13 protein-coding genes are annotated in these 12,959 nt (G+C 68.2%); 8 read left to right on the top strand and 5 right to left on the bottom strand.

Features of this window, described 5'->3' with window-relative positions; translation table 11 throughout:
- The first annotated feature begins 7 nt into the window (after positions 1 to 7).
- From ACM6LU_RS27625 to ACM6LU_RS27605, 5 genes are all read left to right on the top strand, one after another.
- Entirely contained in the window at positions 8 to 1,324 is a 1,317-nt protein-coding gene (locus ACM6LU_RS27625) for an FAD-dependent oxidoreductase (RefSeq protein ID WP_414940669.1), read from the top strand.
- Positions 1,317 to 1,793, top strand: coding sequence for a DUF6187 family protein (locus ACM6LU_RS27620; protein WP_414940668.1), 477 nt, complete (start codon positions 1,317 to 1,319; stop codon positions 1,791 to 1,793). Before ACM6LU_RS27625 ends, ACM6LU_RS27620 begins: the two co-directional genes overlap by 8 nt.
- Positions 1,765 to 2,319 carry a carboxymuconolactone decarboxylase family protein gene (locus tag ACM6LU_RS27615; protein WP_414940667.1) on the top strand — a complete coding sequence of 185 codons (555 nt, stop codon included), beginning with the start codon at positions 1,765 to 1,767 and terminating at the stop codon, positions 2,317 to 2,319. Before ACM6LU_RS27620 ends, ACM6LU_RS27615 begins: the two co-directional genes overlap by 29 nt.
- A 266-nt stretch (positions 2,320 to 2,585) precedes the next feature.
- Complete coding sequence (locus tag ACM6LU_RS27610; protein ID WP_414940666.1) at positions 2,586 to 2,777, top strand: hypothetical protein; 192 nt, start codon at positions 2,586 to 2,588, stop codon at positions 2,775 to 2,777.
- A 231-nt stretch (positions 2,778 to 3,008) separates the two neighbouring features.
- Positions 3,009 to 3,617, top strand: a complete 609-nt coding sequence (locus ACM6LU_RS27605; RefSeq protein ID WP_191259245.1) for a DNA-binding response regulator — start codon at positions 3,009 to 3,011, stop codon at positions 3,615 to 3,617.
- Positions 3,618 to 3,717: 100 nt separating this feature from the next.
- On the opposite strand, the gene ACM6LU_RS27600 is transcribed toward ACM6LU_RS27605, so the two are convergent.
- Positions 3,718 to 6,063 carry a sensor histidine kinase gene (locus tag ACM6LU_RS27600; protein WP_414940710.1) on the bottom strand — a complete coding sequence of 782 codons (2,346 nt, stop codon included), beginning with the start codon at positions 6,061 to 6,063 and terminating at the stop codon, positions 3,718 to 3,720.
- A 394-nt stretch (positions 6,064 to 6,457) separates the two neighbouring features.
- Here ACM6LU_RS27600 and ACM6LU_RS27595 point away from each other — a divergent pair, with 394 nt between their 5' ends.
- Positions 6,458 to 7,078 (top strand): L-threonylcarbamoyladenylate synthase, encoded by a 621-nt coding sequence (locus ACM6LU_RS27595; RefSeq protein ID WP_414940665.1) that lies wholly within the window; start codon positions 6,458 to 6,460, stop codon positions 7,076 to 7,078.
- 43 nt (positions 7,079 to 7,121) lie between these two features.
- On the opposite strand, the gene ACM6LU_RS27590 is transcribed toward ACM6LU_RS27595, so the two are convergent.
- The 3 genes from ACM6LU_RS27590 to ACM6LU_RS27580 form a co-directional block, all read right to left on the bottom strand.
- A complete protein-coding gene (locus ACM6LU_RS27590; RefSeq protein WP_414940664.1) occupies positions 7,122 to 7,808 on the bottom strand; it encodes a winged helix-turn-helix transcriptional regulator in 687 nt (228 codons plus the stop codon).
- 57 nt (positions 7,809 to 7,865) lie between these two features.
- Positions 7,866 to 8,657, bottom strand: coding sequence for an AfsR/SARP family transcriptional regulator (locus ACM6LU_RS27585; RefSeq protein WP_414940663.1), 792 nt, complete (start codon positions 8,655 to 8,657; stop codon positions 7,866 to 7,868).
- A 168-nt stretch (positions 8,658 to 8,825) separates the two neighbouring features.
- Entirely contained in the window at positions 8,826 to 9,431 is a 606-nt protein-coding gene (locus tag ACM6LU_RS27580; protein ID WP_414940662.1) for a response regulator transcription factor, read from the bottom strand.
- Between the two features lie 445 nt (positions 9,432 to 9,876).
- Between ACM6LU_RS27580 and ACM6LU_RS27575 the strand changes: the two genes are divergently transcribed.
- Complete coding sequence (locus ACM6LU_RS27575) at positions 9,877 to 10,872, top strand: DUF1702 family protein (protein WP_414940661.1); 996 nt, start codon at positions 9,877 to 9,879, stop codon at positions 10,870 to 10,872.
- Between the two features lie 303 nt (positions 10,873 to 11,175).
- Here the strand turns inward: ACM6LU_RS27575 and ACM6LU_RS27570 are convergent, their stop codons facing one another.
- Positions 11,176 to 11,874, bottom strand: coding sequence for a helix-turn-helix domain-containing protein (locus ACM6LU_RS27570; RefSeq protein ID WP_414940660.1), 699 nt, complete (start codon positions 11,872 to 11,874; stop codon positions 11,176 to 11,178).
- Between the two features lie 477 nt (positions 11,875 to 12,351).
- Between ACM6LU_RS27570 and ACM6LU_RS27565 the strand changes: the two genes are divergently transcribed.
- On the top strand, positions 12,352 to 12,957 hold the full coding sequence (locus ACM6LU_RS27565) for a response regulator transcription factor (protein ID WP_414940709.1): 606 nt from the start codon (positions 12,352 to 12,354) through the stop codon (positions 12,955 to 12,957).
- Positions 12,958 to 12,959: the final 2 nt, after the last annotated feature.

The raw sequence follows: 12,959 nt of genomic DNA, 5'->3' as shown, positions 1-12,959 counted from the left end.
TGTCCCGGTGATCACCTTCGTTCCGGGACCCCATCTGCTCGAATCGCCGCGCGGCCGGGAGTGGCCGGTCCTGCCCGCCACCCGCGCGGCCACCACCCCCGAACCGCCGCGCGGCGCCGACGTCGTCATCGTCGGTGCCGGCCCCGCCGGGCTCGCGGTCGCCTCCGCGCTGTGGCACCACGGCGTGCGCGACATCGTCGTCGTCGACCGCGACGGCCGCCCCTGTGGCCGGTTCTTCGACCGTGTCGACCTGCTCGGCCAGCGCGTGCTGCGATCGCCGTACGAACACCACCCCGGCGTCGAGGGCTACCGCGACTGCGAACTGCTGGACTTCGCCCGGCTGCACTGGTCGGTGCTGACCCCGGTGGAGCGCCGGGAGATCCGGATGGCCCAGGCCGGGCATCGCTCGGTCGTCCCCGTCGACGTCTTCGAGGCCTACTGCACGCATCTGGCCGCGAGCCACCACGTCACGGAACGGACCTGGCGCGGTTCGGTCCGCGAGGTGCTGCCGACGTCGCAAGCCGTCACCGTGCGCGCCGACCGGTTCTCCGTCACCGCGCGCCACGCGGTGCTGTGCCTCGGCGAGGAGCGCCGGTCCGCACCGGACCCCTGGTGGGGCGGCGGTTATCCGCCGCGTGGCGTGAGCTACTGGGACGAACCCGTTCCCAGCGGCGGAAAGCGGCTCGCCGTCGTCGGTGCCGGCCTGACCGCCGCGCATCTGATCACCAACGGTCTCGCCCAAGGCCGAGAGGTGCACTGGGTCGTCCGTGAAGCGGGCGAGCGGTACCAGTGCGCCGACGTCAACTCGTCGTTCTTCCGTCCCGAAGGCCGTGCTCGCTTCGACGGCGTGAGCTGGTCCGACCGGCTCGAACTGATGGGCCGGTTCCGCCGCGCGTCGATCATGTTCGAGTTCAGGCCGATACTCGAAGCGGCCGAAGCCGAAGGGCGGCTGGTCGTGCATCGCGGCAAGGCGATCACGAAGGTGACGCCGGGCGTGGGCCTCCACCTCGAAGACGGCTCGGCGGTCACGGTCGATCACGCCGTCTTGGCACTGGGCACGACACCGTCGATCGGCGACGGCCTGATGCCCGACGAGGCCGTCCTGGAACGCGGCGGCTGGCCTCGGCTGGACGAGCGCACGTTCGCCTACGTCGGCGCCCCCCGGGTCTTCGCCGTCGGCGCGGCCGCGGGGATGGCCTTGGGCCCGGCCGCTCGCAACATCGACGGTCACCGCGTCGCCACCGCACGGGTCGCGGCCGCCGTCGCCGAAAACCTGCGGCGGGACGCCCCGCTGCGCGCCGCGAAGGACGTCGCCCGTGTCTGAGCCCTACGACTCCCGGTTCACCCTGCCCTCGGTCGACGACGACCCGTCGACCGAGGCGGGCGTGATCCTGATGGGTTTGGACGCCGAGCGCCTGCTCGCCGGTGTCGGGCTCGCGCGGATCGCCGACGAGCCCGCACTGGTCGCACTGGCCGTGGACCAGGCCCGGCACGACGCGCTCGCCCTGGACATCGACGCGCTGATCGAAGCCGGGATCACCCGCTGGCGTGCGGTCCGCCCGCTGATCGCGGCGGGTCCGGAGATGACGGCGGCCGGTTCCCTTCGCAAAGAATGGGTACAGACCACCGCGCGGGTCACCGCCACGGTACCCGGGTCGGGACCGGCTTCGGTCGCCTGCCTGGCGGCCTGCTGGCTGCGCCGCGACGACGTCGACAGGTTCGCCGAACACGGGCGGACGCCGGAAAAGGGGAGTGGTACAAGCGATGTCCTATCTCGAGTCTTTGCCGACTGACGCCACGCTGCTGCAGGTCTTCCAGAAGTTCCCCGCCCCGGCGTCGAAACTGCTGGACTTCCACGAACTGATCATGCGGGCGCCCTCGGCGTTCGGCGCGGGGGAGCGGGAACTGATCGCCGCGTACGTCTCCGGCGTCAACGATTGCCGGTACTGCCACGGGGTCCACACCGTCACCGCGGAGGCTTTCGGTGTGCCGGAAGGACTTCTGGCCGCCGCACTGGCCGATCTAGACTCCTCGCCCGTGGACGAACGCATGAAGCCCGTGCTGGCCTACGTGGGCAAGCTGACGCGGACGCCGTCGAAAGTGACCGACGCCGACGCCGAAGCCGTGTTCGCGGCGGGCTGGGACGAGACCGCGCTGCACGACGCCGTCCTCGTCTGCGCCTTGTTCAACTTCATGAACCGGATGGTCGAGGGACTCGGGATCCGCGCCGACGCCGCGTACGCGAAGACGTCGGGCGTGCGGCTGAAGGAGGGCGGGTACGCGGGTCTGGCGAGGCTACTCGCCGAGGCTAACGATTAAGCCATTCGTGTCATAATCTCGGTCAATTGACCACACTCGGTCACTGTCGCTCGAGAGGTGGCACCGGTCGCGTTCGGTAATCGGATCTCGGGCCTGTCGCGCCGCCCGACGGCCAGGATCGCGGAAGCGGAGCAGTCCAGGAGAACCTTCTGGCGTAGGTGAAAAGCACACTCTCGCGATGATTCCTGGCACTGGCCGCGTACCGGCCCCGGGAAGCACGATTTCTTCATCGAAGGAAGTCCATCGCAACGCCTGGGAGCAACTCGATGAAGAACGCAGTGACCGACAACGTCCGCTCGCTTCTCGCCGTCCGAGGGATCGACACCGATTCCGCCGGGGGCCAGGTCGACCTGGTGATCGACCGTTTCGACAACTGGACGAACCGGCCGGGCGGCCAGGTCTTCGACTGCTTCACCGGCGCCTGTTGTACCGCTCCGCCCCTGGCCGAGGCGAGCTGAGCGCACCCCGCCCGCCGCCACTCGCGTCCCGAGCGCGAGTGGCGGCACGCGTGTTCATCCATGTGGCGACGGAAAGTCACCGACAGACTGCGGAAGCCGTAGTCGCAGGACACTTTTGCCCTAACCTCGCCGAAGCGGACCAAACAAACTCACCACCCGAACGGTGGAACGCGTTCCGTCCAACCGTGTTTATCTTGGGGGCCACGGGGGTGTGCGGGGAGGGCGGGCGCGATGGTGATCAGAGTTCTCGTGGCCGAAGACATGCACATCGTCAGGGGCGCGCTCGTGGCGCTGCTGCGGCTGGAGCCGGACATCGAGGTGGTGTCCGAAGTGGCGTCCGGTGACGAGATCCTGTCCGCCGCGCGGACTTCGCGCACCCAGGTCGCCGTCATCGACATCGATCTCCCCGGCAAGGACGGTCTCACCGCGGCCACCGAACTCCACGAGCAGCTTCCCGAGGTCAGAACCCTGATCTTGACCAGCCTCGGCAGGCCGGGCACGCTCCGCCGGGCCCTGGCGGCCAAAGTGAACGGGTTCCTGTTGAAGGACGCCCCCGCGGAGAAACTCGCCAACGCCGTGCGCGGCGTGGCGGCCGGACGGCGGATGGTCGACGGCGATCTGGCGCTCGCCGCCTGGGACACCGTGGAATGCCCGCTGACCCCGCGCGAGATCGACGTCCTGCGGCTGACCGCGGAAGGCCGCGACACCCTGGAGGTCGCGGCGAAGGCCTTTCTCTCCACCGGAACCGTGCGCAACTACCTGACCACGATCGTTTCGAAGCTCAACGCGCGCAACCGGGTCGATGCGATCCGCATCGCCAAAGAGTCCGGCTGGATCTAGACCGTGTCCGGCGGCGATCTCGCGTGCTCAAACCCCGCACACGTGAGTGCGGTGTCCAGTCACGCGAGTTACGCCCTGAGCACGTGAGTCGGGCGAAGGGTCAGACCGGGACCACCGCGCGCAGCCGGAACCGCCCGTCGGCCTCCACGCCGGCGGTCAGCTCGCCGCCGAGTCCGGCGACGCGGTCGGACATGTTCGTGATGCCACTGCCCGCGGCCTCGACCCGCACCGGTTTCCCCGTCTTCGGCCGCCCGTTTTCGACGCCGTCGTTGACGATGTCCAGTGAGACGCCGTCGCCGATCCGCCGCACGGCGATCTCGCAGCGTTCGACCTTGCTGTGCCGCAACACATTCGTGACGCCCTCGCGCAGCACCACGGCCAGCACGGTGCGCACCGTCGACGGCAGGTTTTCGTGCTCGATCTCCAGCCGCACCTGGACGTCCGCGGCCACCAGCACCGCCTGCGCCGATCGGGACTCCTGGTCCAGCGACAGTTCCCGGTAGCCGCTCGCCACCGAGCGGACGTCGGTCAGGGCCTGCCGGGTCAGCCCGAGGATCTCCAGCAGCTCGTCGGAGGCCCGATTCGTGTCGATGTCCATGATCCGGCTGGTCAGCTCACTCTTCAGCGCGATCGCCGAAAGGCTCATCCCGAGCAGGTCGTGCAGGTCGCGGGCGAAACGCAGCCGCTCCTCCGCGACCGCGACCTCGGCGAGCCGTTTCCTGGTCTCGCCCAGTTCGGTCACCAGCCGGATCAGCCAGATCAGCCCGAAGACCATCAGCCCGGTGTTCAGGATGGACGCGAAACTGTAGAAGCCGCCGAGGAAGTCGGTGCCGTATTCGATCCGGATCAGCACGACACCGGCGGCGGTCGCGGCGAACGCCGTCCACCCCGCCAGCGGCGGCAGCACCAGCAGCGCGGTGCCGGCGAACAGGCTGGGCAGGCTCTGCCAGGTGCTCCCGAGCGGGATCAGTGGCAGGAAGACCAGGCAGGCCTGGACGAACAGCAGCGCGTAGCTCTGCCGTGAGCGCAGCCGGACGTTCGGCCGGGCGAAATAGGACAGTTGCAGCGCGATCAGCGCGGTGAGGTAGCCGGCGGTGAACGCGATGTACCAGGTGTCCTCGGTCAGCGCGATCCAGAAGTCATGCCCGGTCAGCATGAAGGACCGGGTCAGCGCGGAAAGACCGAAAAGGATGAAGACCACCGTCAGCGTCCATTGGACGTTCCTGGCGTCGATCCTGGACCAGTGGCCCGGCCCCTGTGCCAGCGCCGTCTCGGCGGGTTCGACCTGATCAGGCACCGGGAGTTCGGCGTGCAACCGCCACCGGCCCGCCGCGTCGGGGCCCGCGCTCAACGTGCCGCCGTGCCCGGAGACCTCTTCGGTCACCTCGCGCAGGCTCTCGGCTGTTTCCTCCGGGACGTCCTCGTGCGCCGTCCCGTCGTGGACGATCTCCAGCGAGACCCGGCCCTCGTTCTCGCGCACGGTTATCTCGCAGTGCTCGACGCCGGTGTAGCGGAGCACGTTCGTGACGCCCTCCCGCAGCACCTTCGCCAGCAGCGTGCGCAGCTTCACCGGCAGCTCGACCTGTTCGAGGTCGACCCGCACGGCGACGTTCGACGCCGAGAGCAGCGAGACCGCGGTCCGTGATTCCTTGTCGAGCGACAGCTCCCGGTAACCCCTGGCCACCGAGCGCACGTCGGACAGCGTCCGCTGGGCGATCCCGGTGATCTCGGCGAGTTCTTCGCGCGCCTGGTCCAGCGACTTGCGCAGCAGCCGGTGCACCAGTTCACCCTTGAGGGCGATCGCGGAAAGGCTGAGGCCGAGCAGGTCGTGCAGGTCCCTCGCGAACGCCAGCCGCTGTTCGGCCACGGCGCGGCGCGCCAGTTCGGTCCTGGCCTGGTGCAGTTCGGTCACCAGCCGCGCGAGCCAGGTCAGCAGGTACACGACCAGCGCGTAAAAGATCGCGGTGATGCTGTCGAACACCGCGCCGAGCACGGTGTCGTCGTAGGTCCACAGGATCCACGTCGTGCCCGCCATGAACACGGTGAACACCGTCCAGCCCGTACGCGGCCGGAAGAGCAGCAGCGCGCTGCCCGCCGCGAGGGTGGTCAGCGAGCTCAGCGCCGCCTCGAAGTGCAGGGTCGGCAGGTAGGCCAGGCACGCCTGGACCACCAGCATGCCCTTCGCGAGCTTCGTGTCCAGTCGGACCGCGGGACGGCTGAAGTACAGCAGCTGGATCGCCAGCACAGGCCCGACGTACAGCACCGCGAGCAGTCCATGCCAGAAGTCCACCCCCGGCCGCAGTAGCACCGCGAGGAGGCCGAACAGGCAGGAGTTGACGAAGACGACGGTGATGATCAGTCCGGCGAGGAACAGCGCGCGCCGGGGGCGCCGATCGATCCCGGCGGTCCCCAGAGGTTCGGCGGTCACCGCGAGCTGTTCCGGCACAGGCACCCCAGTAATAACAGGAGACGTCTTACGCTTCGTCGTGCTTCGCCCTCACGACGGCCGAGGGCGGGCGCCGCACGACCTTCCATCGCGGTGTATTCGGATCCTAACCCATGCTCGTTACCCCGGTTGATCGTTCAGGGTAAGGGAGAACGGCGAACAGGGAGACGTTTCCCCGCCGGGGACAGGGAAAATCCCGCCGTCACCCGTGCGGGTGTGGGACGTTCGCACCACGCGAACGATCGCGGAACACGCCACGATGGAAGAGGCGGGCTCCACTGTGTACCGAAAGCGTGTACCGACAGCGTGTACCGACAGCGTGAACCGACAGCGTGAACGCCACGCCGGGTGGCCTGTCGCGGCGGGAGCGGGCCGGTGGCCCTAAGCTCGGCGCATGGCCAGGTATTTCGACGTACATCCGGAAAATCCGCAACGGCGCGCGATCGGACAGGTCGTCGACATCCTGCGCGGAGACGGACTGATCGCGTACCCGACAGACTCCTGCTTCGCACTGGGCTGCCAGCTGGGGAACAAGGACGGCATCGACCGCATCCGGAGCATCCGCAAGCTCGACGACCGCCATCACTTCACCCTGGTGTGCCAGGACTTCGCCCAGTTGGGCCAGTTCGTGCACATCGACAACGCGGTCTTCCGGGCGATCAAGGCGTCCACACCGGGCAGTTACACGTTCATCCTCCCGGCAACCAAGGAGGTACCGCGCCGCCTGCTGCACGCCAAGAAGAAGACCGTCGGCGTGCGCATCCCGGACCACGTGGTCACCCAGGCGCTGCTGGGCGAACTCGGCGAACCGCTGTTGTCGAGCACGCTGCTGCTGCCCGACCAGGAGGAGCCGATGACCCAGGGCTGGGACATCAAGGAGCGGCTGGAGCACGTGGTGGACGCGGTGATCGACTCCGGCGAGTGCGGGGTCGAACCCACCACGGTCATCGATTTCTCGGCAGGTGAACCGGAGATCGTGCGTCGCGGCGCCGGCGACACCTCGCGTTTCGAGTGACCGCGGCGGGACCGGTCGCCCAGGTCCCGCCGCGCAAGCCTCTTCAGTGCGTGACGAGCCCTTCGGCCTTCGACGGCGCCGAAGGGATGTGGAACAGCCGCGTGAACAGCTCCAGATGCGCCGGGTCACCCTTGATGGCCACCGCGCCGCAGGTGAGCGCGCTCGTGGCGTCCAGCTCGCCGTTCAGCAACTTGAGCATGAGCGGGCCACTCGGCTCGATGACGATGTCCGGGTCGGGGTGCGGGCCCTCGCCCGCGGTCACCGCGCCGTCCTCGACCACCGCGTGGACGATCATCTGGTCGCCGTAATGCAGCTCGAACGACCCGTGGACGCCGTGCGCCTCGTCCGGCTGGAACGTCGTGTACAGCGACAGGATGGCCGCGTCGAGGGTGAACAGGTCGTCCGCCCCGGGGTCGGTGAGCGAACGGGCGCCCCACAGGCCCAGCTGCAGCAGGATCTGGTCGAGGTCGTTGCCGTACTCGGTCAGCTCGTAGACCACCCCGGCGTCGAGCTGGGAGAGCACCCGGCGCTGGACGACGCCATGCCGCTCGAGTTCGTTGAGCCGGGTCGACAGGATGCTCGTCGGGATCTTCGGGAGGCCCTGCTGCAACTCGTCGAAACGCTTCGGGCCGAGCACCAGGTCGCGGATCACGAGCAGGGACCAGCGTTCCCCGATGATCTCGAGCGCGCGGGCGAGGCCACAGAACTGGCCGTAGGTGCGAGCGGTCATGCTTGACTCCTCAACTTCCTTGAGCTGGCGGGTGGTGTTCGTTCGCCGGTCCGGCGATCAGCGGATCGGATGTCCCTCGGAGAGCAGTTCGCGGTGCAGCTCTCGCAGTTCGGCGCAGGGTTCCACCCCCAGTTCGTCGTCGAGCCTCGCCCGTAGCCACTCGTAGGACGCCAGCGCGTCGCTGCGCCGCCCGCTGAGCCCCAGCGCGCGGATCAGCTGGGCGTGCAGGGTTTCGTCGAACGGGTTCGCGGTGGTCAGCGACCGCAGCACCCCGAGCATCTCCCGGTGCCGCCCGGCGCGGATCTCGGCTTCGATCCACAGGTCACGGGCGTTGCGCCGGTGTTCGAGCAGATAGACGGTGTAGGCGGCCAGCGTCGGTCCACAGTGGATGTTGGCGAGCGGGGGACCGGACCACAGGTCCAGCGCGGTACGGAACGCGTGCGCGGCCGCCGCGTTGTCGCCGTCGGCCAGCAGGTCTCGGCCGAAGCGGTGCAGTCGCTGGAACTCCGACACGTCGACCACGGCGGGGTCGACGTCCAACCGGTACCCTGGCGGGCTGGTGACCAGCAGATCACCGCCGGGGCCGAGGTGACGGCGGAGGTGGTGGACGTAGGTGTGCAGGGTCCGGCGGACGCTGCGTGGGGGAGTGTCGTTCCACAGCTCGTGGACCAGGGAATCGACGTGGACCGTCTTGCCGGGGCGGACGAGCAGCATCGCCAGCAGCTGCAGGAGTTTCGGCGTGGTCGGTGCGCGATCGGCCCCGCCGGCGTGCAGTTCGAGCGGGCCGAGGAGCCGCGCGCGCACCGCGACGTTCGCGACGTGTCCCGGTTCGGTACTCATCCCGTGCATCCCCTGCCCCTCCGGCGGACTCCCCCTCTGTGACGGTGACAGAGGGAGAACCTTCGGAACAGTGCCGGAAACACCCGGGGAACCGTGATTTCTTCGTTGCGTCGTATGCGATCGTCACGACTTGGAGCGCGGGACCGTTCGTGACAAACGAGAAGACGCGCACGTTGGTCAAAGCCATTCGGAGTCGGTGGCGATGCGGATGGCGTCGACCCGGTTGCGGGCGTTGAGTTTCGTGACCACCGTGGCGAGGTAGTTCCGCACGGTTCCCGGTGACAGGAACAGTTCCGCCGCGATGTCGGCGACGGTGCGACCGTTCGCGGCGAGACGGAGGATCTCGGCTTCCCGTGGCGTCAGTGGGCAATCTTCCGTTTCCCAGGCGGAAAGCGCGAGTTCACTGTCGATGACGCGGCGGCCGATGGCGACCGAGCGGACGGCGTTCGCGAGCTTGTCGGCGGGCGCGTCCTTGAGCAGGAAGCCGTTGACCTTCGCGTCGAGCGCGCGGCGCACGGTGCCCGGACGGCCGAGTGAGGTGAGGATCAGCGTACGGACGCCGGGAAGTTGCTGGTAGAGCTCGGAAGCGGCGGTGAGTCCGTCCTTGGCCGGCAGGTCGATGTCGATGATCGCGACGTCCGGGAGGTACTCCGCGGCCATCGGGAGGATCTTGTCCCCCGAGCAGACCTCCGCGACGACCTCGATGTCCTGCTCGAGGTTCAGCAGCGCGACCAAGGCGCCGCGGACCATGTGCATATCTTCGGCCAATAGGACTCGGATCACTCCGACCTCCTCTTCCCCAAATGCGCTAACTCTCAGTGTACATAGCAAACCCGGAAGAGTGAATCTGAATCGCACGATACAAGGTTGTGCTTTTTTCTGCGTCCTGCTCAGCCGATCAGGGCCCTGATGAGCTGCGACGATGTCAAAGCTTCGAAGATCATGCCCTGCCATGAAAGAGCGACTGATCGATTACCCAGCGTCAGGCCAGTAGACGGTAAAATTGCCGCCATAAGGACTTTCCATTCCCGGGTGAGTACGTTCCACTCCGGTGAATTCGCCCGGCGAACGGGTGAAATCGCCATTTTCGACGGCGGGGGATGGACTGTTCGGCGGTACCGGCGCCGACCTCGATCGACCGTCGAGCGGTCGCCGACCACAACGTGGTCTCCTCGGCAAGAGCCGAGTTCGCGCGCGAAGCCGCCACTATCCACAAAGGACGTATGTGATGAGTTCATTGCCGGGTGCCCTGCGCAAGGTCCTGTTCGCACCCTCGCTGGCTTCGGTCGGTTTCGAGGGACGAGGCTTCGGGGTCCCGCCGACGCCGGCGACCGCCCGGCTGGAGTCGATCCCGCAGTCGGTGGTGTGCGGGTTCGAGTGGGGGATCGACGCGCCGGCGCTGTGGGAGGCTGAGCGACGGCTGGACATGGTCGAGCCGGAGATGCGCGGGTTCGCCTACGAAGGCGCGGCGATGGCGTTCACCATCCTCGACGTCATGCCCGGCGGCCGGAGGGACCGCACGGCCGAGCTGATGAGCGGCCCCGGCCTCCCGCACGTGTTCCTGACCTACATCGGCATCGGGTTCGCGATGGCCCGGCTGCCGCGGCCGCTGTGGAAGAAGGTGCTGCCGGACCTGGACGGCGTCCCGTTCCACCCGACGATGAGCTGGCTGGCGGTCGACGGCTACGCCTTCGACCGCGCCTACTTCGACACGCGCAAGTGGGTCGACGAGCAGTTCGTCCCCAAGCCGTACCCGTGGGCTGGCGCACCAGCGTACTTCCCGCGCGCCTGTGACCAGGGTATCGGTCGGGCGCTGTGGTTCATCAACGGCGCCGACCCGGTGAAGGTCGCCGCGGCGGTGAAACGCTTCCCGGCCGAACGCCGTCCGGACCTGTGGAGCGGGGTCGGGCTGGCCTCGACCTTCGCGGGCGGCTGCGATCAGCCGGGGCTGACCAGGCTGCGCGAGTCGGCGGGGGAGCACCAGGACGAACTCGGCCTCGGCGTCGTGTTCGCGGTGAAGGCGAGGACGTTCTCGTCGTTCGTCCCGCCGCACACCCGCCGCGCGGCGCGGACGCTGGCCGGGCTGAGCATCGAGGAGGCCGTCGACCTCGCGGACTCGACCGAGGTCACCGCGAACGCCGCGGACGGGACGCCCGCCTACGAACTCTGGCGGCGGAACATCCGGGATGGCTTCGCTCCCTCGGCGGGCCGCCTTTCTGCCTAGTGTCGCGTGATCCTGCTTGTTTGACGTTGGGTTTCGTTCCTCGGACGGCGATCTCGCGTGATCAGACGGCGGTTACGCGTAATTGGACGGCGATCTCCGGAGATCGCCGTCTGATCACGCGTAAGACCTGCAGGATCATGGGACACCAGTGGTCAGAACTCGAGTGTGCGGGGTTCAAGCACGCGAGTTACGTCTCTGCACACGTGAGTGCGGTGTCTGAGCACACCTGGGGCGCCACTCGGTGACGCAGAAGGGGCCTCTGAGACGGATCGCGTCTCGAAGGCCCCTTCTCGATACTGAGGGTCAGGCGGCGTGCTTGAACGGCTCCGGCCGTCGCCGCAGGTCGGGCAGCGCGAGCAGGACCGGCGGGTCGAACAGGCGCTTGGGGCGCATCCGCAGGTCCGCCAGCCTCGCGGTGACGCCCGGTTCGACGGTGATCGGGCCGTGGTGGCCGGTGAAGCCGGTGCCGCGGCGCGTGAGCGGTCCGGTCACGCAGTGCGCGACGAGGTGCCAGGTGCCTTCCGGGACATCGGTGAGCTGATAGGGGCCGGGGACGTCGATGACCGTGTGGCGCACGGGAGCGCCCTCGGGGATACGCGTCGGGAAGAGGCCGATGAAGACGAGGCCGGGCGAGATCTCCGGCGGCGCCGACACGAAACCGCGGACGATCGCGGGCTTCGCGCCGGGAAGGGTTTCGCCGGCCAGCCGTCGCTGGAAACCGCCCTGCTGGCGGTACGCGGAGGGGGAGAGGCCGACGCGGCCGCTGAACCGCGTGCTGAAGGTGCCGACACTGTTGTAGCCAACGCGGTGGCTGATGTCGGCGACCGTGATCGAGGTCGTCAGCAGCAGGCGCTTGGCCTCGTCGAGCCGCAGCGCGGACAGGAACCGGCCGGGCGAGACGCCGGTGGCCTGCTGGAACACCCTGGTGAAATGGAATTTGCTGAACGTCGCGGCGCGGGCGATGTCGTCGATAGTGAGCTCTTCGCCCAGTTTCTCGTTCATGGCCCCAATGGCTCGCTCCACGGCTCGCCGGACAGTCGCATCCATTGTACCGTCCTTTCGCTCGAGGAATTCTGGCGTGCTTTACGGTTTCGACAGTAGTGTCCGCCGCCGCTTCTCCTGAAGTGCTTGATTCACCGCCGCATATGGATTCATGTGCGCGGCGACGTGAAAATTTCACGGGGTCCGGCGAGGGTGGGGGTCACCGGCGGCTTATGCGAAAACCACAGGTCGGCGATGGTGTGAACACTGGAGCTGCACGGCCGGGGGCCGCAAAATTCCTGGTAGCGCATTCACGCCGGAACTACCCCGGCCGTGTTGGCGCGGTCCGAAGAACGTATTCCCGCGGCAACACAGAACCGGCCCTTGACCGCGTCCCCCGCGGCGGTCAAGGGCCGGTTTCCATTTCGCGGGACGGGTGTGTGAGGATAGTATTGTCGGCTCGTGGGGCGAGGCGCAGGCGAAAGGCAGATGGGGTCGATGATCAAGGTCCTGGTGGCAGAGGACATGCACATTGTCCGTGGGGCCCTGGTCGCGTTGCTCGGGCTGGAAGCCGACATCGAGGTCGTCGCGGAATGCGCCAGCGGTGACGAGATCCTTCCGCTCGCCCAGTCCACGCACCCCGACATCGCGCTCATCGACATCGACCTGCCCGGCAAGGACGGGCTCACCGCCGCCGCCGAACTGCACGAACAACTGCCAGGGGTCCGCACGCTGATCCTCACCTCACTCGGCAGCCCTGGAACCCTTCGGCGGGCGCTGGCCGCGAAGGTCAACGGCTTCCTGCGCAAGGACGCGCCTGCCGACAGGCTGGCCAACGCGGTCCGCGGGGTCGCCGCCGGGCGCCGCGTCGTCGACGGTGATCTGGCGCTCGCCGCCTGGGACAGCGAGGAATGCCCGCTCACGGCACGGGAGATCGAAGTGCTCCGGCTGGCGTCGGTCGGTTCCGACCCGACCGAGATCGCGGCCGAACTGTTTTTGTCCGCCGGAACCGTGCGGAACTACTTGACGACGATCGTGTCGAAGCTCAGCGCGCGCAACCGGGTCGACGCGGTGCGGATCGCGCGGGAGTCCGGCTGGCTGTGACG

The sequence above is a fragment of the Amycolatopsis sp. cmx-11-51 genome (assembly GCF_047608665.1).
In the GTDB taxonomy this organism is placed as follows: Bacteria; Actinomycetota; Actinomycetes; order Mycobacteriales; family Pseudonocardiaceae; genus Amycolatopsis.
The sequence above is the reverse complement of the archived record's forward strand: the minus strand, read 5'-3'. Positions and strand labels throughout refer to the sequence as shown.